This is a genomic window from Devosia sp. Root413D1, from assembly GCF_001425235.1.
Lineage (GTDB): Bacteria > Pseudomonadota > Alphaproteobacteria > Rhizobiales > Devosiaceae > Devosia_A.
Genome location: NZ_LMEA01000011.1, coordinates 726,725 through 746,450, shown reverse-complemented (window position 1 = coordinate 746,450; position 19,726 = coordinate 726,725). Strand labels below are relative to the sequence as shown.

Annotated in this window: 16 protein-coding genes; 8 read left to right on the top strand and 8 right to left on the bottom strand. The window is 65.7% G+C overall.

The window, feature by feature from the left end; genetic code table 11:
• Positions 1-103: 103 nt before the first annotated feature.
• The 6 genes from ASC89_RS20980 to ASC89_RS20960 all read right to left on the bottom strand — a co-directional run bounded on the left by ASC89_RS20980 (position 104) and on the right by ASC89_RS20960 (position 8,715).
• A complete protein-coding gene (locus tag ASC89_RS20980) occupies positions 104-565 on the bottom strand; it encodes a hypothetical protein (RefSeq protein ID WP_055881076.1) in 462 nt (153 codons plus the stop codon).
• A 5-nt stretch (positions 566-570) separates the two neighbouring features.
• Entirely contained in the window at positions 571-966 is a 396-nt protein-coding gene (locus ASC89_RS20975; RefSeq protein WP_055881073.1) for a YqjD family protein, read from the bottom strand.
• 175 nt (positions 967-1,141) lie between these two features.
• Entirely contained in the window at positions 1,142-1,300 is a 159-nt protein-coding gene (locus tag ASC89_RS28240) for a DUF3309 family protein (protein WP_082434138.1), read from the bottom strand.
• A gap of 552 nt (positions 1,301-1,852) precedes the next feature.
• Positions 1,853-2,731 (bottom strand): transglutaminase family protein, encoded by an 879-nt coding sequence (locus ASC89_RS20970; protein WP_055881071.1) that lies wholly within the window; start codon positions 2,729-2,731, stop codon positions 1,853-1,855.
• A gap of 11 nt (positions 2,732-2,742) precedes the next feature.
• On the bottom strand, positions 2,743-5,145 hold the full coding sequence (locus tag ASC89_RS20965) for a circularly permuted type 2 ATP-grasp protein (RefSeq protein ID WP_055881068.1): 2,403 nt from the start codon (positions 5,143-5,145) through the stop codon (positions 2,743-2,745).
• A 228-nt stretch (positions 5,146-5,373) separates the two neighbouring features.
• Positions 5,374-8,715, bottom strand: coding sequence for a DUF2126 domain-containing protein (locus ASC89_RS20960; protein ID WP_056001416.1), 3,342 nt, complete (start codon positions 8,713-8,715; stop codon positions 5,374-5,376).
• Positions 8,716-8,829: 114 nt separating this feature from the next.
• On the opposite strand from ASC89_RS20960, the gene ASC89_RS20955 reads away from it, so the two are divergent.
• On the top strand, positions 8,830-9,324 hold the full coding sequence (locus ASC89_RS20955; RefSeq protein WP_056001413.1) for a hypothetical protein: 495 nt from the start codon (positions 8,830-8,832) through the stop codon (positions 9,322-9,324).
• A 149-nt stretch (positions 9,325-9,473) separates the two neighbouring features.
• Here ASC89_RS20955 and ASC89_RS20950 read toward each other — a convergent pair whose 3' ends face one another.
• A complete protein-coding gene (locus ASC89_RS20950; RefSeq protein WP_056001410.1) occupies positions 9,474-9,743 on the bottom strand; it encodes a hypothetical protein in 270 nt (89 codons plus the stop codon).
• Between the two features lie 75 nt (positions 9,744-9,818).
• On the opposite strand from ASC89_RS20950, the gene ASC89_RS20945 reads away from it, so the two are divergent.
• The 6 genes from ASC89_RS20945 to ASC89_RS20920 all read left to right on the top strand — a co-directional run bounded on the left by ASC89_RS20945 (position 9,819) and on the right by ASC89_RS20920 (position 17,144).
• The gene (locus ASC89_RS20945) at positions 9,819-10,742 is read left to right on the top strand and encodes a LysR substrate-binding domain-containing protein (protein ID WP_055881060.1); all 924 of its coding nucleotides are present in this window, start codon (positions 9,819-9,821) and stop codon (positions 10,740-10,742) included.
• Between the two features lie 335 nt (positions 10,743-11,077).
• On the top strand, positions 11,078-12,235 hold the full coding sequence (locus tag ASC89_RS20940; protein ID WP_056001407.1) for an ABC transporter substrate-binding protein: 1,158 nt from the start codon (positions 11,078-11,080) through the stop codon (positions 12,233-12,235).
• Positions 12,236-12,579: 344 nt separating this feature from the next.
• A complete protein-coding gene (locus ASC89_RS20935) occupies positions 12,580-13,581 on the top strand; it encodes an ABC transporter ATP-binding protein (protein WP_056001404.1) in 1,002 nt (333 codons plus the stop codon).
• The gene (locus ASC89_RS20930) at positions 13,578-14,537 is read left to right on the top strand and encodes an ABC transporter permease (protein WP_056001401.1); all 960 of its coding nucleotides are present in this window, start codon (positions 13,578-13,580) and stop codon (positions 14,535-14,537) included. The genes ASC89_RS20935 and ASC89_RS20930 overlap by 4 nt, the downstream gene beginning before the upstream one ends.
• Before the next feature lie 185 nt (positions 14,538-14,722).
• A complete protein-coding gene (locus tag ASC89_RS20925; RefSeq protein WP_055881313.1) occupies positions 14,723-15,538 on the top strand; it encodes an ABC transporter permease in 816 nt (271 codons plus the stop codon).
• 178 nt (positions 15,539-15,716) lie between these two features.
• Entirely contained in the window at positions 15,717-17,144 is a 1,428-nt protein-coding gene (locus tag ASC89_RS20920) for a gamma-aminobutyraldehyde dehydrogenase (protein WP_056001399.1), read from the top strand.
• Between the two features lie 209 nt (positions 17,145-17,353).
• On the opposite strand, the gene ASC89_RS20915 is transcribed toward ASC89_RS20920, so the two are convergent.
• Positions 17,354-18,121 carry a FadR/GntR family transcriptional regulator gene (locus tag ASC89_RS20915; RefSeq protein ID WP_055881048.1) on the bottom strand — a complete coding sequence of 256 codons (768 nt, stop codon included), beginning with the start codon at positions 18,119-18,121 and terminating at the stop codon, positions 17,354-17,356.
• A gap of 381 nt (positions 18,122-18,502) precedes the next feature.
• On the opposite strand from ASC89_RS20915, the gene chvE reads away from it, so the two are divergent.
• Positions 18,503-19,573, top strand: coding sequence for a multiple monosaccharide ABC transporter substrate-binding protein (chvE, locus tag ASC89_RS20910; RefSeq protein ID WP_055881045.1), 1,071 nt, complete (start codon positions 18,503-18,505; stop codon positions 19,571-19,573).
• Positions 19,574-19,726: the final 153 nt, after the last annotated feature.

The window sequence follows — 19,726 nt, the reverse complement described above, 5'->3', positions numbered from 1 at the left end:
GCTCACACTCCTGGAAATCTTCTTTGGCCCACCTGCAGAAACTACAGGTGCATCAGATAACGCGGCCCGTCAGACGGGGTTCCCGACAAATGTGGCGATGTGATCAGTCCGGATCATGGCCATTACTATGGCCGTGCGAACTGCCGGACTTGCTCAGCAGATAGGCCGCGGCGAGTGCGCCGCCGATGGGGATGCCGACCTTCTTCATCAGGTCGGATTTCAGCACCAGCGGCAGGGCGGTGAGCGCCGCGGTGGTGACCAGAGCGGTCTTTTCGGCAGCATTGCGCCGTTGCGCGGCGTGCTTTTTGGCGACGCTGTCGGTGATGACGATGGCCGCATAGAGCCCGAGCGCGATAACCGATGCGCCGGCGGCGATCAGCAGCGGCGCGACGATGGGGCCCCACATCAGGGTGAACCAGGCATTGAGCGCCACCAGCCCGAAGACCAGCGCGATCAAGGCAAAGAGCGCCACGGCCGACCAGGCCATGGCGTTGTTCTTGAAATGCTCGAGCAACTCGTCGACCTCGATCCCGAGGACCGACGCCGCCAAAGCGAGGAGGTGCATAGGGGCTACCTCGAAACGACGGCGAGAACGAAGCCCAGCGCAATTGCGCCGGCGACAGCGGTCAGCGGCTTTTCGCGGATGGTGTCCTTGATCTGCTTTTCGAGCTGGCCGAACTCGTCCTGCACGTCCTCGATAGCGCTCTGGCCAGAGTTGGCCAGGTTTTTCACCTCGCGCTTGGCAAGTTTCTGCGCGTCGTGAACCTTGTCCTCGGCGAGGCTGGCCAGCGTTGCGGCAATCGACTTGAGGTCGGATTGCAACTGCTGCACCTGGGCCGAGAGATCGTCCTCGCGGCTCTGGCTCTGGCGCGCCGCAGCGCGGCGCGGGCCATTGGCGGCGCGGCGCGCCGGTGCCTTGGCGGCTGCGGCGGTACGATTGGGGGCCATGTCGGTGGTGGATGCCATGATGGTCGCTCCTCATGTGATGGGGGTTCAACGCGCGGTTGGCGCTTGAGTTCCGAACCCCTTGATTTCTGGGGCTATCGGGCGATTGGTGCCCACAAAGAGTGCACCCCAGTCCGGGGGCGAACTGGGGTGCGATGGCGAGCCGCAAGGGGGCGACCTTGGCTCGCGAAGCTCGTCAGAATACGCGCATCAACACGAGGATGATGACGATGACGAGCACGACGCCAAGAATACCGGAGGGGTAAGCTCCCCAGGAGCGGGAGTAGGGCCAGGCCGGTATGGCGCCGATCAACAGCAGGATCAGCAGAATGATGATGATCGTGCTCAAGGTCATAGGCTGGGTCTCCTAGAGGACTGACAGGAGGAGGGTGGCGGCTACGGCGAGAATACCTGCAGCAGGGACGATCGCTGCGAGGACTGCTCCGTAGTGCGTACGCCCATCATATCCTTCGGGGATCCAAACGACGGCCGTGCGGGCGGCATGTTCGAGGTTGGCGATCTCAAGTCGGGTCATCGCTCTCGTTCCTTTTTCATGGTGCTACCGGAGGGAGGGCCGGTAGACACGCCGCCTCGTTGGCGCGTCAGCCAAATAACGAGGGCCCCCAGAATTGGTTCCGGGGCGGGGTGAAAAGTGTGGGAAGGGGCGTTGGTGGTGCAGCATCCTCCCCCGCGTGGCGGGGGAGGGGGACCGCCGAAGGCGGTGGAGGGGGCGGCCAAACCAACCGGCGACTCTTGCCCCCCGCGTGGCGGGGGAGGGGGACCGCCGAAGGCGGTGGAGGGGGAAGCAAGAGTCGCCGGTTGGTTTGGCCGCCCCCTCCACCAGCTTCGCTGGTCCCCCTCCCCCGCCACGCGGGGGAGGATTGCGGAGAGCCCGGTGCCTAAAGCGCTACTCCACCCGCACCACGTCCACGGATTGCTTGGCCGTATGGCCGCCGCTGGTGCGCAGCACGCCGACGATCGGGGAGATGTCGGAATAGTCGCGGCCGTGGCCGATGGTGATGTGGTCGGGGCCGGCCAGCATGGCGTTGGTGGGGTCGAACTCGAGCCAGCCCGAATGCTGGCCGCACCAGACGCGTACCCAGGCATGCATGGCGTCGGCGCCCTCGAGACGCGGCTTGCCCTTGGGCGGAATGGTGCGCAGGAACCCCGAGACATAGCCGGCGGGGATGCCGAGGCCACGCAGCCCCGCGATCATCACATGGGCGAAATCCTGGCAGACGCCGCGCTTCAGCGCAAACGCCTCGACCGGGCCGGTATCGACCTTGGTGGCGTCCTTGTCGTAGCTGAAGTCACGATGGATGCGCAGGCAAAGATCCATGGCCGTGGCGTAGACCGATTGGTCGCCGGCAGCCGAACTTCGGGCATAATCGGTGATCTCAAGGGCGAGCGGGATACGCGGCGAGGCGGAAAGAAAATGCTGCGGCGAATCCGGCGCCACCGACCAGAGCGTCGCCAGTTCCTGCTTCAATCCGCCGAGGGTAGGGGAGAGATCGACCGGGCGCGCCAGATCCTCGACCTGCACCCTGGCGCTCAGCCGCACATCGAGATGATCGTGCCGGCCGGCATAGGCGATGGTGGTGACGAGGTTGCCGAAATAGTCGGCGAAGGTGGTTTCCTGCTCGGGCCTGGGTTCGAACGACAGCGATGAGGCGATGACCCGCTGCGCATTGGGTATGGAGATCGGGGCGACGCGGACCAGGTGGCGGTCGCCATGCACCGAGGCCTTGTAGTCGTAGTGCAGTTCGAGCCGGACGTCGTAGAGCACGGCCCGCCTCCTCAGACGAAATAGGCGTCGGCAATGAGCCCGGCGAGATTGCCGATCTCGATGCCCAGCCGGTTGATTTTCGACGTCGTCATGTCCTCGGGCTCGGTGACGCGGAGCTCGGTATCGAGCGTCAATGCTGCCTTCGCCGCCATCGACAAATGCCCGTCCTCGAGGCCGCCGGGCAGTTGCTCGAGCTGCTGGTAGAGTTCGGCGATCTGGAAGCGCACCGAGCGCGGGTTGAGCGGATCGAGCACCAGGAGATCGACATAGGAGTTGACCCCGGCGCTCACCGCATAGCGGCGGCGATGCGTCATGACACTGTCGCCGACTTCGAGCAGCAAGTCGAGCGCCCCCTCGGGCGCGCCCTTGCGCGTACACCAGGCGACGCTGTGGGCGATCTGGATGCCGCGCTCGAGCCGGCGGCCGATCTCGAGGAAGCGCCAGCCGGCAAAGCGGTACATGTTTTCATGCACGAGGCCGGAAAAGCCGGCGAGCTTGCGCAGCAGCACCGTCATGGCGCGGGTCGCATCGTCGCCGGGCAGCACGCGCTGCGAGAAGCTTCTGGCGGTCTTGCGTAAATCGGTCAGAGCCAGCCAACCATCGGGCGAGAAGCGGTCGCGGATCTGGCTGGCGCTGTGCACGGCGCTGTCGATGGCGGCGAGCAGGCCCGGTGGCAGCGGCACCTCGGCATCGACGCCGATGCCATCGAGATAGGCCCGGGTATCTTTGAGGATCGCCTGGTCGGTGTTGGAGATCTCGGCCAGCCGTGCGTTGTAGGCGCGAAGTATCCGCACCATGGCCTCGCAGCGTTCGGCATAGCGGCCGAGCCAGATCAGGTTGTCGGCAGCCCGGCTCGGCAGGCTCCCCGAGGACATGCGGACCAGCTTTTCGCCTTCGGTCGGCAGCAGCGTGACGCGCTCGACGGGTTGCTTGCTGACCACCCAGACGTCGGCCGCCTGGCCGCCGCGCTGCATGGCGATGGCGGTTGAATCCTGGGTCGAGCCGACCCGGGCGAAGCCGCCGGGCATCACCGTCCAGCCATCGCGGGTGCGGGCAGCATAGACGCGCAGCGTCATCGGCCGCGGCTCAAGCTTGCCGCCGACATAGACCGGGGCAGTGGAGAGCTGCACCTGCTCCTGGCCGACAAAGCGGCCGCCTTCGGCCTCGAGCCGGGCGCGCAGCGCCTGCCGCTCGGCCTCGGGCAACGCGCCGCCGACCACGGTGCCGCGCTGATCCTCGATGGCGAGGCCGGTGGCAAAGGCCGAGCCGACCATCATGGTGTCGAAATTGTCGATGACGTGCTGCCGTTCGGCCGCACCGCCGCACCACCAGGTGGCGATCGAGGGCAGCTCGAGCTCGCGCCCGGTCAGCGCCCGGCAGAGGTTGGGCATGAAGGCCGAAAAGGCGCGGGTCTCGAGGATGCCGGTGCCCAGCGCGTTGACCATCGAGATGGTGCCCTGGCGCAGCGCTTCAGTGAGGCCGGGCGTGCCGATATGGCTGTCGTAGCGCAACTCCAGCGGATCGACGAAGCTCGCATCCATGCGCCGCCACAGGACGCTGATCGGCTGCAGGCCGGAGACGGTGCGCACCATCACCTGGCCGTTGTCGACCACCAGGTCCTCGCCCTCGAGCAGGGTGAAGCCGAGATAGCGGGCGATATAGGCGTGCTCGAAATAGGTCTCGTTGTGCTGGCCCGGCGTCAGGATGCCGACCCTGCCATCGGTGGCGATGCCGGTCAGCGCATCGCGGAAGCCGCGAAAGAACCCGGCGAGCCGATGCACATGCATCTCGCCATAGATATCGGAGAGGGCGCGGGTGGTGGCGACGCGGTTCTCGACGGCAAAGCCGGCGCCTGACGGCGCCTGGGTGCGATCGCCCAGCACCCACCAGCCGCCATCCGGGCCGCGGCCGAGCTCAAAGGCGCAGAAATGCAGGAAATGGCCGCTGGCCGGCCGCACCCCGACCATCGGCCGCAAGAACTCGTCGTTGCGAGCGATCAGTTCGGGCGGCAGCAGGCCACGTTGCACCAACGTGTTGGTGCCGTAGATGTCGGCAACGATGGTTTCGAGCAGCTCGGCGCGCTGCGTCAGGCCGTGCGTGATGGTGAGCCACTCGCTCTCATCGAGGATCAGCGGCACATGCGCCAGCGGCCAGGCGCGCTCCTTGCCCTCGGCGCCATCATATTTGCGATAGTAGACGCCGGCATCGCGCAGATACTGGTCGGCGCGCTCGAAGCGCCCGCCGAGTTCCTCATGCCCGAGCTCTTCGAGCGCCGAAATCAGCGGCGCCCAGCTCGGGCGGATCTGCCCCGCGGCGTCGATCATTTCGTCCGGAACACCCGGCAACAGCTTGTAGTCGGCAACAAGGCTCGGCGCCCCGCGCTTCCTGACCTGCCGTTGATTCCGCTTATCCATGGGGAAATAGCGCTAGCGGATGCGGGTGGAATGGCAAGGGGGAATTGGCGGGAATGGGTAAGATTGGGGGAGAGTGTGCTGACTGAAGCAGACGGCCCCCTCCCGGCCTCCCCCATGAAGGGGGAGGTGAAGAGTCGAGGCTGTCGCTCGATCGTGCCATGTGAACCGGCGAGGCACCTCCCCCTTCATGGGGGAGGATGGGAGGGGGCCGTCTCTCTCAGTCAGCGCCTACACCGGCACCCGCAAATCCAGCGTCAGCGGGAATTCCGCCGAGCGTTCCTCGGTCGGCGGCACGAACGCCCCCGGTGTATGGCCGCTCGGTACGAACCGAGCGAGGCGCCGTGCCTCCGCTTCGTTGCCGTTGACCGGGAACGTCTCGTAATTGCGGCCGCCCGGGTGGGCCGTATGGTAGGTGCAGCCGCCGATCGAGCGGGCTGACCAGGTGTCGTAGATATCGAAATGCAGCGGCGCGTTGACCGGCAGCACCGGGTGCATGCCCGAGGCGGGGTGCCAGGCCTTGTAGCGAACGCCGGCCACGGCGACGCCGGCATCGCCGGTTGGGGTCAGCGGCACGGCGCGGCCATTAGCCGTGACCTGATAGCGGCCGGGGTTGAGGCCTTCGAGCTTTACTTGAAGGCGTTCAACCGATGAATCAACGAAGCGTACGGTGCCGCCGATGGCGCCTTGCTCGCCCATCACATGCCAGGGCTCGAGCGCCTGGTTGAGGGTGAGCTTCATGCCCTCAACCTCCACCTCGCCGCAGAACGGGAAGCGGAATTCGAGCTGCGCCGCGAACCATTCGGGGTCGAGGTCGAAGCCGTTGTCCCTGAGGTCGCCGAGCACATCGAGGAAATCGGCCCAGACGAAGTGCGGCAGCATGAAGCGATCATGCAGCGTCGTGCCCCAGCGGGTGAACTTACCCTGCTTGGGCGCCTTCCAGAAGCGGGCGATCAGGGCGCGGACCAGCAATTGCTGCGCGAGGTTCATCCTGGCATTGGGCGGCATCTCGAAGCCGCGGAACTCGACCAGCCCGAGCCGGCCGGTCGGGCCATCGGGCGAATAGAGCTTGTCGATGCAGATTTCCGAGCGGTGCGTGTTGCCGGTGACATCGACGAGCAGGTTGCGGAACAGCCGGTCGACCAGCCAGGGGCGCGGCGCCGGGCCGTCGTCCGGCGCCGGTACCTGCTTCATGGCGATTTCGAGCTCATAGAGGCTGTCGTGCCGGGCCTCGTCGAGGCGCGGCGCCTGCGAGGTGGGGCCGATGAACAGCCCGGAGAACAGGTAGCTCAGCGCCGGATGCTGCTGCCAGTGGAGGATCAGGCTCTTGAGGAGATCGGGGCGGCGGAGGAACGGCGAATCCCCCGGGGTCGAACCGCCGACCACCACGTGGTTGCCGCCGCCGGTGCCGGTATGCTTGCCGTCGATCATGAACTTGTCGGCGCCGAGCCGGGCCTGCCGCGCTTCTTCGTAGACGGCGGTGGTGGTGGCGACGCACTCCTCCCAGCTCGAAGCCGGGTGGATGTTCACTTCGATGACGCCGGGGTCGGGCGCGACGCGGATGACGTTGAGGCGGGGGTCGTAAGGCGGCGCATAACCCTCGACATGGATGGGGAGGCCGAGGGTTTTCGCCGCTTCCTCGGAGGCGGCGATCAGCTCGAGATAATCCTCGACTGTCGAAACCGGCGGCAGGAAGACGCAGAGCCGGCCTTCGCGCAGCTCCACGGTGATGGCGGTGCGCACGGTCGAGTCGATCTCGTCCAGCACCTGCTCGGTGATCTCCTGGGAGATCGTCGGGTCGGCAGTGAAGGTCGAAGGCTGGGCGTGGTGGCCGATGCGGACCTCTACAGGCTGCTGTAGCAGCTCCTCGACGTCGGGCAGCTCGAGCACCGCGATCAGCGGATCACGCGGCACCACATGCGGATAGGCGGTGGGCGCCACATGCTTCAGCGAACTCAGCGGCAGGCGGTAGCCGACCGGCGAGTCGCCGGCGGCGAGGAACAGTTTTCCACGACGCGTCCGCCATTTCTCGGTAATCCAGCGGTTGTTGCGGTCGGGCAGGGCGTTCCAGCGCTGCACCGGCAGCACATAGCCGGTGGGGTTGTTCAGCCCGTTGTCGAACACCCGCGCCATGCGGGCCCGCGCCTCGGGGTCGGCGAGCTCGGAATTGGCCGGGTCGACATTGGGCGGCAGGCGAGCTTCCTTCACCAGCCAATCGCCCGGATCCTCATAGGCGGCGTCGATGGTTTCGGTGCCGACACCGAGATTGGCGGCGATTTCGGCGAGCAGGCGCTGGTCGTCGCCGGGCTTGGCTTCGGTGGGCACACCCTCATGGGCGAACAGTGTCTCGTCGCGCCACACCGGCTGGTTGTCGCGGCGCCAGTAGAGCGAGAAGGTCCAGCGCGGCAGTGTTTCGCCCGGGTACCACTTGCCCTGGCCGTAATGCAGCAGACCGCCGGGCGCGAAGCGTTCACGCAGCCGCCGGATCAGCGCATCGGCCTTGGCCCGCTTGGTCGGGCCGACCGCATCGGCATTCCACTCGCCGGCCTCGAAATCGTCGATCGAGACGAACGTCGGCTCGCCCCCCATGGTGAGGCGGACATCGCTCGCCACCAGCTCTTCGTCGACCCTTTTGCCGACCGCGTTGAGCCGATCCCAGCTCTGGTCGGAGAACGGCATGGTGATGCGCGGGTGCTCGGCGACGCGGCTCACCTTCATGTCGAAGGCGAATTCGACATTGGCGAAGCTGGTGAAGCCGGAGATCGGCGCGGCGTTGCGATAATGCGGGGTGGCAGCGAGCGGCACGTGGCTCTCGCCGGCCAGGAGCCCGGAGGTGGGGTCGAGCCCGACCCAGCCGGCGCCGGGCAGATAGACTTCGCACCAGGCGTGGAGGTCGGTGAAATCGTGGTCGGTGCCCGCCGGCCCGTCGAGCGAGACGAGATCGGGCTTCAGCTGGATCAGGTAGCCCGAGACGAAGCGCGCGGCGAGGCCGAGATGGCGCAGCGCCTGCACCAGCAGCCAACTTGAATCGCGGCACGAGCCCTGGGCGCGGGTCAGCGTTTCCTCGGGTTCGAGCACGCCGGTTTCGAGCCGGACGATGTAGCCGATCTCGCGCTGCACCCGGGCATTGAGCGCGGTGATGAAATTGACCGTGTTCATCGGCGTGCGGTCGACGCCGCGCAGGAACTCGGTGAGCAGCGGGCCCGCCGGCTGCGGCTTCATGTAGATGGAGAGATCGTCGCGCAGCTCTTCGGGATATTCGAACGGCCAGGTCTCGGCCCGCTCCTCGACGAAGAAATCGAACGGGTTGTAGACCGTCATGTCGGCGACGAGATCGACCTCGATCTTCAGCTCGGTGACCGGCTCCGGGAAAACGTGGCGGCTGAGGTAATTGCCGTAGGGGTCCTGCTGCAGGTTGACGAAGTGGTTCGCCGGCGAGACCCGCAGCGAATGGCTCAGCACCTTGGTCTTTGATTGCGGGGCGGGCTGGAGCCGGATGATCTGGGGCTGGAGGACGACCGGACGGTCGTATTTGTAGTGCGTCAGGTGATAGATCGCGGCTTTGATCGACATACGGTCGGACGCTCGCTACTGAGGCACAGAAACTTCCCGACACGACGATAGCATAGAAGCGCGGCGCGGCTAGCCTTCGTAACAGGCAGGGGAAAACATGACGGAGCAGAGCGCGTGATCCGGGCGTTCGGGCGGGCGGTGGTGACGGTAGCGGTGGTGATCTACACGCTGCTCGATGAGCTGCTGTTCCCGCTGTTTCGGCCGCTGATCGCGTGGCTCAGCGCGTTGCGGCTGTTCCAGCGGCTCGGCGAATGGCTCGGCCGGCTGCCGCCCTATGCGGCGCTGGTGGCGCTGGGCGTGCCGTTCGTGGTGATCGAGCCGATGAAGGTGGTCGCCATCTGGTGGGCCGGCACCGGCCACGTCATCACCGGTACCATCGGGCTATTGCTGGCGCATGCGCTGTCGCTGCTGGTGGTCGAGCGGATCTTTCATGCGGTGTACCAGCCGCTGATGCGGATCGAGTGGTTCGCGCGGCTGCTGGGCTGGATGTTCAAGCTGCGTGACCGGGCCATCGCGTGGGCGAAATCGACCGCGGCCTGGCAGGCGGCGGCGGGTTGGGTGCGCGGCGTGCGGGAGTGGGTGCGGGGGGTATTCAAGTCGTTCAGGTGATGGCTGCCACCGCGCCTTCACCAAACTCGGTGTCATCCCAGCGAAAGCTGGGACCCATCCATCAGCTGGCACGGGAGGCGAGTTGGGTCCCAGCTTTCGCTGGGATGACAGCGGTGGGGTGGGGAGTTAAGTGGTCTTCCGACCTGAACCTACCGCTTCTTCTTGCCCTTGATCTCCTCGCGCATGGCGGTGCGCGATTCCAACAGGAACTCTTCGATTTCCTCGAGGCTGGCGGAGAAATCGTAGCCGGCATTGCCGAAGACGATCTCGAAGGTGTCGTCGTCGCGCAGCATGTAGCCGCCATGCGCCTCGATCTTGGGGTTGCGCTTTTCTGCCACCAGCAGGCTCACGCCGAACGGCCGGCCGATGCGGCGGACGCGGCGTTCGATGGCGGCGAGGGTGTTGGCGCGGCTGCCCATGATTTTGCCTCCGAAGCTCGAGTTTTGCCCACCCATAGCGATTGAGCGGCCCCGCTGCCAATGCTTTAGTGCGACATGGCTTTCACCCTGAGGCAGCTACAGTATTTCATCTCGGTCGCCGAGGAGGGGACAGTGTCGGGGGCGGCGCAATCGCTGTCGATCAGCCAGTCGGCGGTGACCGATGCGATCAAGGAGCTGGAATCCGATCTCGGGGTGACGTTGTTCGAGCGGCATCGGCGCGGGCTGACCATTACCCATAAGGGGCACCAGTTCTACCGCCACGCGGCCCGCATCCTCGCCAGCGTCTCGGATGCGCGGCGCAGTTTCGGCGAGGCAGAGGCGCCGGCCGGCGGCAACTTGCAGCTGGGGGTGACGTCACTGGTGGCCGGCTATGTGCTGTCGGATCTCCTCGCGCGCTACCGGCGGGCCTATCCCAACGTCAATGTCACGGCGATCGAGGATAATGGTGACTATCTCGAACACCTGCTGATCGGCGGCGAGCTCGACGTGGCGGTGATGGTGATCTCCAACCTACGCGACCGCGTGGCGCTGCAGGCCGAGATCTTCGAGACCTCGCCCTATCGGCTGTGGCTGCCGCTCGGGCACCGACTGGCCGGCGCCGACATCATCTCGGTTTCCGATATCGTGCCGGAGCCCCTGATCATGCTGACGGTGGATGAGACCGAGGAGAATACCGGAAAGCTCCTCGCCGCCTTCAGCGCCCGGCCCAATGTGGCGTTCCGCACTCGCTCGGTCGAGGCAGTGCGCAGCCTCGTCGCCACCGGCGCCGGCATCGCGCTGCTGCCGGACCTGGTCTATCGACCGTGGTCGCTGGAAGGCGACCGGATCGAAAGCCGCGACATCTCGGGGGCGCTGCCGGTGGTGCAGGTGGGGATGGTCTGGCGCCGCGGCAGCCAGCTGACCCAGGCGGCGCGCGATTTCATCGGGCTGGCGCAGCAGCAGCACCCATCGCGGGGCAGGGCGGCGCAGGAGCGGTGAGGTGATGGCGCCACCCGCAGCCTGGAGCTGGCAACCTCGTCCCTTCTCCCCTCAGGGGAGAAGGTGGCCGAAGGCCGGTTGAGGGGTGAAGCGGCGCCAAACGCGCTCGTTGAGAAGCTGAACCCCTCACCCTAGTTCCGCTGCGGACCTCACGGTCCTAGCTGCACTACCCTCTCCCCTGAGGGAGAGGGGTGGGCACGTCCGGTGGCAGAGCTATCGGAAAATCCGATAACTCCCCCCGGACGAATACATTTGCGCATAGCAAAGCGCTCGATAAGCTCCCAATCAAGGGCATGATGCGCATTTGGGAGCGCTGCCCGAGCAGGGAGAAATCGATGAAATCCATCCTCAAGACGTGTACGGCCTTGACCATGGTTGCGACCTTCACCGGTCAGGTGGCTGCGCAGGAGATGCTGCAGTCGCTCGGCGCGGGGGAGGGCGAAGTTTCGATCGTCGCCTGGGCCGGTTACATCGAGCGCGGTGAGACCGACCCGAACTATGACTGGGTCACCAAGTTCGAAGCCGATAGCGGCTGCAAGGTGACGGTGAAGACCGCCAACACCTCGGACGAAATGGTGGCGCTGATGAACGAAGGCGGCTTCGACCTCGTCACCGCCTCGGGCGATGCCTCACTGCGGCTGATCGCCGGCAAGCGCGTACAACCGATCAACACGGCGCTGATCCCGTCATGGTCGACGATCGATCCGCGCATCGAGAGCGCCGCCTGGCATACCGTCGATGGCACCCATTACGGCACGCCCTATGTCTGGGGCGCCAACGTGCTGATGTACAATACCGAGGTGTTTGGCGATAAGCCGCCGACCAGCTGGAACGTGGTGTTCGAAGAGACGACGCTGCCCGACGGCAAGTCGAACAAGGGGCGCGTCCAGGCTTATGACGGCCCGATCTACGTGGCCGACGCGGCGCTTTACCTGATGAAGCACAAGCCGGAGCTGGGGATCACCGACCCCTATGCGCTGAACGAGGATCAGTACAAGGCGGCGCTCGACCTGCTGCGGGTGCAGCGCACCTTGGTCGGCCGCTACTGGCACGATGCGTTCATCCAGATGGACGACTTCAAGAACGAAGGCGTCGTTGCCTCCTCGTCCTGGCCGTTCATGGTCAACGTGCTGAAGGCCGAAGGCGCCAAGGTGGCGTCGACCTTCCCGGAAGAAGGCATCACCGGCTGGGCCGATACGACGATGCTGCACGCCGAGAGCGCGCATCCCAACTGCGCCTATATGTGGATGGAGCATTCGCTCTCGCCCAAGGTGCAGGGCGATGTGTCGGCCTGGTTCGGCACGGTGCCGTCGGTGCCGGCCGCCTGCAAGGGCAATGAGCTCCTCACCGATGAGGGCTGCGCCACCAACGGCTACGAGAACTTCGACAAGATCCGCTTCTGGCGGACCCCGACCGCCAAGTGCGAGGCGGGTGAGTGCGTGCCGTATTACCGCTGGGTCAGCGACTACGTCGGGGTTATCGGCGGCCGCTAGGGGGCTCTAGTCGGCCCGGGGGAAAAGCGCGCTGCGCTGTTCCCTCATCCCGCGACGGTCACTCCCGCGACGGCGGAGCCCAGCGCAACCTCGCGTCCACAGCGAGTGGGTTTCCGCCGTTGCGGGGGTGACACCAAGGGGATTTGCCGTGAGGCAAATCCTCCGATCCCGGCGATTTGCCAACGGCAAATCGCCGGCCCTAGGGGAATTTTTGCCGCTCGCGGCAAAATTCTCCCGACATCCCGGGGATTTGCCTTTGCAAATCCTCCGGTTGATCCCCGCGGATCTTTCGCCGTTATCTGAGACGGTGAAGCTCCCCGGTTGACGCAAAGGCTCCCTGACGCATGACCTCGGCCGTGTCCCTGCAAACCGTTTCCCGCCATTTCGGCGCGGTGAGAGCTCTCGACGAGGTCGATCTCGAGGTCGGGGAAGGGGAGTTCTTCGCCATGCTCGGCCCCTCGGGCTCGGGCAAGACCACCTGCTTGCGGTTGATCGCCGGCTTCGAGCAGCCGACGCTGGGGCAGATCCGGATTTTCGGCGACGCGGTGGAGGGCGTGCCGCCCTATCGGCGCAACGTCAACACGGTGTTCCAGGATTACGCGCTGTTCCCGCACATGAACGTGCGCGAGAATGTTGAATTCTCGCTGATGCTGAAGAGGGTCGACAAGGCGACGCGGGCTCGCGAGGCCGAGGCGGCGCTGGAGCTGGTGAAGCTCGGCGGCTATGGCGACCGGCGGCCCGGCCAGCTCTCGGGCGGTCAGCGACAACGGGTGGCGCTGGCCCGCGCCATCGTCAACCGGCCCAAGGTGCTGCTGCTCGACGAGCCGCTCGGGGCGCTCGATCTGAAGCTGCGCGAGCAGATGCAGGAAGAGCTGAAGGCGCTGCAGAAGACGCTCGGCATCACCTTCATCTTCGTCACCCACGACCAGGGCGAAGCGCTGTCGATGGCCGACCGAGTGGCGGTGTTCGATTTCGGCAAGCTGGTGCAGGTGGGGACGCCCGAAGAAATCTATACCAAGCCCAATTCGCGCTTCGTCGCCGATTTCGTCGGCTCCTCCAATGTGCTGGCGCCGGAGTTCGTCGAAACCATTGCCGGCGAGCGGCGCTGGGCCTCGCTCAGGCCGGAGGCGATCCACCTGCTCCGCAGCGAGGGCGGCCATTCGGCGCTCACCGGTACGGTGGTGTCGCGCTCGTATCTCGGCGCCACGACGCGGCTCGGCATCGAACTCGGCGGTACGCTGCTCCATGCGGTGGTGCCCTCCGGCACTGACGTGCCCGCCGATGGGGCCCGGGTAACCATCGGCTTTGCCCGCGAGGCGTTGCATCTGATGGAGGACGCGGGGTGAGCGCGATCGCCGCGAGCAGTTCCAGCGCGATCCTCCCGAACCAGCGCGGCTGGCTCGGGGCGCTCAGCGACCGCTTCTGGCGGCAGCCGAAGCTGTTCGTCTTCCTGTTGCTGCTGCCGGCGCTGCTCTGGCTCGGTATCGTCTATGTCGGCTCGCTGTTCGCGCTCCTGCTGCAGAGCTTTTTCTCGATCGACGAGTTCTCCGGGCTGATCAATTACGAGTTCACGCTCAAGACCTACGCTGAGCTGCTGAGGCCGCAGAACCTCGACGTGATCCTCCGCACGGTGAGCATGGCGGCAGCGGTGACGCTGGCCTCGGCGCTGATCGCCTTTCCCATCGCCTATATGGCGGCGCGCTATGCGCGGGGGAAATGGAAGGCGCTGTTCTATCTGGGCATCATGCTGCCGCTGTGGGCCAGCTACCTCGTGAAGGTCTATGCCTGGAAACTGATCCTCGCCAAGGAGGGCATCCTCAACTGGGTGTTCGAGCAGCTGCACCTGACCTGGCTGCTGGACGCCTGGCTCAGCCTGCCGGTGATCGGCGGCAACTCGCTGTCGATCAGCTATACCGGCACGTTCCTCGTCTTCCTCTATGTCTGGATGCCCTACATGATCCTGCCGATCCAGGCGGCGATCGAGCGGGTGCCGACGAACCTGCTAGACGCCTCGTCCGATCTGGGCGCGACGCCGATGCAGACGTTCTGGAGGGTGATCTTCCCGCTGGCGCTGCCGGGGATCGTCGCCGGCTCGATCTTCACCTTCTCGCTGACGCTGGGCGATTACATCATCCCGCAGATCATCGGCACCTCGGCCTTCTTCATCGGCCAGGCGGTCTACGCGCACCAGGGCACGGCCGGGAACATCCCGCTGGCCGCCGCCTTCACCGTGGTGCCGATCGTCATCATGGGGCTCTACCTGTGGATGGCCAAGCGCATGGGGGCGTTCGATGCGCTTTGAGCCTCAGGCATCCGGGCTCCCCGCCCCCCTCCCCAACCCTCCCGGGGGACGCGGTAGCGCCCCGAAGGGGGAGGGTGCCCATCGAGGCTTGCCTTCCTATTTTGCCACACGCACCGGCCGGCACCTCCCCCTAGACGGGGGAGGTTGGGAGGGGGTGAGCCCCACGCTCGATGTCGGAGGCCATGATGCGCTCTGACACCCCCCGCGCCCCCTGGGGGCTGAAGCTCGCTGCCGGCGCCGGGCTGTTCTTCATGCTGGCGCCGATCGCGCTGATCTTTCTTTATGCCTTCTCCTCGGAGGAGCGGACCTATCAGTGGCCGCCGCCGGGGCTGACGCTGAAGTGGTTTGCCGTGACCTGGAACCGGCCCGACGTGTGGCAGGCGCTGACCCTGTCGGTGCAGGTGGCGGCCATTTCGACCGCCATCGCGCTGGTGTTGGGAACGCTCTGCGCCGCGGCCGTTTCAGGCACCCGGTTCTTCGGGCGCGAGACGATTTCGCTGCTGGTGATCCTGCCGATTGCGTTGCCCGGCATCATCACCGGCATATCGCTCCGTTCAGCGTTCAGCCTGATGGAGATCCCGTTCTCGTTCTGGACGATTGTGCTGGGGCACGCGACCTTCTGCATCGTCGTCGTCTACAATAATGCGGTGGCGCGCTTCCGGCGCACCTCGGGCTCGATGATCGAGGCGGCGATGGACCTCGGCGCCGACAAGTTCCAGACTTTCCGCCACGTCATCCTGCCCAATATCGGCACGGCACTGCTCGCCGGCGGCATGCTGGCCTTTGCGCTCAGCTTCGACGAAGTGATCGTCACCACCTTTACCGCCGGCCAGCAGCAGACGCTGCCGATCTGGATGCTCGAGGAACTGGTGCGGCCGCGGCAGCGCCCGGTGACCAATGTGGTCGCCATGGTGGTGGTGATCGTGACGCTGCTGCCGATCCTGCTGGCGTTCTATTTCAGCCGCGGCGGGGATCAGACGGTGGCGGGGATGGGGAAGTGATGCTGGCTGCAGTTCACCTGGCCACCCCCCTCCCAACCTCCCCCACAAGGGGGGAGGTGCCGATCGGGGCTTTGGCAGGTCTCTTGCCACCCTCACCGACCCACACCTCCCCCCTTGTGGGGGAGGATGGGAGGGGGGTGGCCACGTGCACTGAAAGTCGAGTTATGGGAGAGAGAAAATGCACACCGAAATGCTGATCGGCTCGCGCTTCGAGGCGGGGACGGAAACCGAGGAGCAGGTGCTCAATCCCAGAACCGGGGAGCTGATCCGCGGCATTCCCGAGGCCTCGCTCACGCAGATCGATGCCGCCGTGCTCGCCGCGGAGAAAGCCTTCGCCAGCTGGTCGCGGACGACGCCGGGGCAGCGCTCGAATTACCTGCTCAAGATCGCGCAGGCGATCGAGGACGATGCCGATGGCTTTGCGGCGCTCGAGGCGCTGAACTGCGGCAAGCCGATCAATGCGGTCAAGAACGACGAGATCCCGGCGATCGTCGATTGCTGGCGCTTCTTTGCCGGGGCGGTGCGCAATATGCAGGGCTCGATCGCGGGGGAATACCTGCCGGGCCACACCTCGATGGTGCGGCGCGACCCGATCGGCATCGTCGGCTCGATCGCGCCGTGGAATTACCCGCTGATGATGATGGCGTGGAAGCTGGCGCCGGCCATCGCCGGCGGCAATACGGTGGTCTACAAGCCATCAGAGCAGACGCCGCTGACGGCGCTGAAGCTCGCGAAAGTCTTTGCTGAGGTGCTGCCCGAGGGCGTGGTCAACGTTATCCTGGGGCGCGGCGACAGCGTCGGCAACGCGCTGATCAACCACCCCAAGATCAACATGATCTCGATCACCGGCGACGTCGCCACCGGCAAGAAGGTGCTGCAGGCGGCGGCCAAATCGGTGAAGCGCACGCATCTCGAACTCGGCGGCAAGGCGCCGGTGATCGTCTATGACGATGCCGACCTCGAGGCGGTGGTGAGCGGGCTCAAGGCCTTCGGCTACTACAATGCCGGGCAGGATTGCACGGCGGCCTGCCGGATCTATGCCGGCCCGAAAATCCACGACAGGCTGGTGGCCGACTTGAGCTCGGCGGTCAACTCGATCCAGTACAACCAGGCCGACGATACGCTCAACGAGATCGGGCCGCTGATCTCGAAGCGCCAGCGCGACCGGGTGGCGAGCTTCGTCGAGCGGGCGTCGGAACTGCCGCATATCAAGATCACTGCAGGTGGCCATGTGTCGGGCGACCGGGGCTTTTTCTACGAGCCGACGGTGATCGCCGGGGCGCTGCAGGCTGATGAGATCGTGCGGCGCGAAGTGTTCGGGCCGGTGGTGTCGGTCACCCGCTTCACCGACCCCGAGGATGCCATCGCCTGGGCCAATGACAGCGACTATGGCCTCGCCTCATCGGTGTGGACCAAGGATGTGTCGAAGGCGATGCAGACGGCGGCGCGGCTGCAATATGGGTGCACGTGGATCAATACCCATTTCATGCTGGTCAACGAGATGCCGCATGGCGGGCTGAAGCAGTCGGGCTATGGCAAGGACATGTCCGTCTATGCGCTCGAGGACTATACGGCGGTCCGGCATGTGATGATTAATCACGGGTAGGCTTGGCGTATCGTCAGCCGGTGTGCTTGGCACCCCTCACCCTGACCCTCTCCCCAGAAGGGAGAGGGGACGCACTTTGCACCGGCAGTGCCCCTATCGCCCCCTCGCCCCTCCAAGGGGGCGCAATAGCGCCCTCCGGGGGGAGAGGGCGGCGGATGAGGCCGAAAGGCCTCACCGCGGGGTGAGGGGCGCCAAGCACACCGGTGCGGCTAAGCCGCCGCCACTCCGCTGGCGAGGTGCGAGCGGATGTCCAGTTCCGTGCTTTTGAGGTGCGCGCGCATGGCGTCGACGGCGGCGCGTTGGTCGCCGGCGCGGATGGCGTCGAGGATGGCCTGGTGGGCTTCGACGGTTTCGACGCGGCCGGCGCCGCGCAGGGTCTGGCCGCGCCGGCTCATTACGAAGCTTTCGCGTAACGGTTTGGCCATGGCTTCGAAGATGAAGGCGATGACGCGGTTGCCGCTCGCCATGGCGATGGCCTCGTGGAACTGCAGGTCGCTTTCGTGGAAACGCGCCTCGGCCTCGGGGTTTTCGCCGTCGGCTGCCTCGGCTGCCGAGGCGCGCATGTCGCGCATGGCGCTGTCGATGGCCTGGATGCCGGCTCGGCTGGCGCGCTTCGCAGCGAGGCCCGATGACAGCGATTCCATCGCCATGCGCAGTTCGATCAGGTCGAACAGCCCCTTGGGATCGTTGCGGACGATCGAGACGAGCAGCGCCGCGAACACCGAACTGTCGGGCTCGCGCACCACGGCGCGGCGGCCGCGGCCGATATGCAGGAGGCCTCGCCCGACCAGCATTTTCACCGCTTCGCGCACCGTCAGGCGGCTGACCTCGAAGCGGCTGGCAATATCGGCTTCGCTCGGAATGCTGGCGCCCGGGGAGAGCTCGCCGAGGATGATCTCGGTCAGCTCGTTGGCCACCCTCTCGGCCGCCGTCAGTGGGTAATCCTCCGGGCCGGCGTTCACGTCGCTACGGGCCATTCCCCTCACACCTATCTGATATGTTATACGGCACCGACGCGAACTTTGTCGTCTGTCCGGTGCTCTCCTCAACGCCGAATTGTAATGCAGACATAGCAATTTGAGCAAGGATGAAAGCTCGGCGAACACGCCTTCGGCAGCCGTTCGGCGGACATCTTTACAGCGATATCTGATTACTCTAGGTTCCGCCGGCGCGTTGGAGGACGCGCGAAATGCCCCGGCTACGGGGCGTTTGGGAGGCGTCGCCACCGGGTGCCCGGTACGGCAACGAAGACCGGCGCAGCAATGAGCTGCGATGGTTGGTTCCCTTCACCTTTCCTCCCCGCGGGCGGCACGTCCCGATCGCGGTTCCGTCACCAAGGTTTACCCGGGAGGAAACCAGTGAAAGCCTTGAAGCTTCTTATGACCGCCGTCACCGTTGGCGCCATCGCGCTCTCCGGCCAGGCGTTTGCCCAGGACAAGGGCGCCATCGGCATTGCGATGCCGACCAAGTCGTCGCTCCGTTGGATCTCGGACGGTGACTCGCTGAAGGCCGCCCTCGAGGCCAAGGGCTACAGCGTCGACCTGCAATATGCCGAGGACGATATCCCGAACCAGCTCGCTCAGATCGAGAACATGGTGACCAAGGGCGTGAAGGCCCTGGTGATCGCGTCGATCGACGGCACGACGCTCAGTGCCGTGCTGCAGCAGGCTGCCGACTCGGGCATCAAGGTCATCGCCTATGACCGCCTGATCCGCGAAAGCGCCAATGTCGACTACTACACCACCTTCGACAACTTCCAGGTCGGCGTGCTGCAGGCCAACTCGCTGGTCAAGGGCCTGAAGGAGCGGTTCCCGAGCACCAAGCCGTGGAACGTCGAACTGTTCGGCGGCTCGCCCGACGACAACAACGCCTTCTTCTTCTACGACGGCGCGATGAGCGTCATCCAGCCGCTGATCGACTCGGGCGACGTGGTGATCAAGTCCGGCCAGACCGGCATGGACAAGGTCGGCACGCTCCGTTGGGACGGCGCCGTGGCGCAGGCCCGCATGGACAACATCCTTTCGGCCAACTACTCGGACGGCAGCCGAGTCGATGGCGTCCTGGCCCCCTATGACGGGCTGAGCCGCGGCATTATCTCGTCGCTGCGCGGCGTTGGTTACGGTTCGGCCGACCAGCCGTGGCCGATCATCACCGGGCAGGACGCCGAAGTCCCGTCGGTGAAGGCGATCATCGCCGGCGAGCAGTACTCGACCGTGTTCAAGGATACCCGCGAACTGGCCGCGACCACTGCCGCGCTCGTCGACACTGTCGTCGGCGGCGGTACGCCGGAAGGACTCGACACCAAGACCTATGACAATGGCGTCAAGGTCGTGCCGTCGATCCTGCTCGTCCCGCATGACGTCGATGCCACCAACTACAAGGCTCTGGTCGTCGACTCGGGCTACATCAAGGAATCCGACCTCCAGTAAGGTCGAAGCCTTCGGAAGGGCCTCGCTGAGCAGCGGGGCCCTTTCGGCATTCTATCCCCTCAAGTAAACTTCGCCCCACAAGTAAATCCGGCCCCGCGGCGCCATCTGGCGACCGGGACCAACCAGAAGGCCGCCCATGACCGACACGATCCC

What these genes read in the sequence shown, in the direction of transcription:
- ASC89_RS20965 (WP_055881068.1), bottom strand. Translation starts at nt 5,145, where the DNA reads ATGGATAAGCGGAATCAACGGCAGGTCAGGAAGCGCGGGGCGCCGAGC.
- ASC89_RS28240 (WP_082434138.1), bottom strand. Translation starts at nt 1,300, where the DNA reads ATGACCTTGAGCACGATCATCATCATTCTGCTGATCCTGCTGTTGATC.
- ASC89_RS20945 (WP_055881060.1), top strand. Translation starts at nt 9,819, where the DNA reads ATGGCTTTCACCCTGAGGCAGCTACAGTATTTCATCTCGGTCGCCGAG.
- ASC89_RS20915 (WP_055881048.1), bottom strand. Translation starts at nt 18,121, where the DNA reads ATGGCCCGTAGCGACGTGAACGCCGGCCCGGAGGATTACCCACTGACG.
- ASC89_RS20940 (WP_056001407.1), top strand. Translation starts at nt 11,078, where the DNA reads ATGAAATCCATCCTCAAGACGTGTACGGCCTTGACCATGGTTGCGACC.
- ASC89_RS20925 (WP_055881313.1), top strand. Translation starts at nt 14,723, where the DNA reads ATGCGCTCTGACACCCCCCGCGCCCCCTGGGGGCTGAAGCTCGCTGCC.
- ASC89_RS20920 (WP_056001399.1), top strand. Translation starts at nt 15,717, where the DNA reads ATGCACACCGAAATGCTGATCGGCTCGCGCTTCGAGGCGGGGACGGAA.
- ASC89_RS20950 (WP_056001410.1), bottom strand. Translation starts at nt 9,743, where the DNA reads ATGGGCAGCCGCGCCAACACCCTCGCCGCCATCGAACGCCGCGTCCGC.
- ASC89_RS20960 (WP_056001416.1), bottom strand. Translation starts at nt 8,715, where the DNA reads ATGTCGATCAAAGCCGCGATCTATCACCTGACGCACTACAAATACGAC.
- ASC89_RS20935 (WP_056001404.1), top strand. Translation starts at nt 12,580, where the DNA reads ATGACCTCGGCCGTGTCCCTGCAAACCGTTTCCCGCCATTTCGGCGCG.
- ASC89_RS20975 (WP_055881073.1), bottom strand. Translation starts at nt 966, where the DNA reads ATGGCATCCACCACCGACATGGCCCCCAATCGTACCGCCGCAGCCGCC.
- ASC89_RS20980 (WP_055881076.1), bottom strand. Translation starts at nt 565, where the DNA reads ATGCACCTCCTCGCTTTGGCGGCGTCGGTCCTCGGGATCGAGGTCGAC.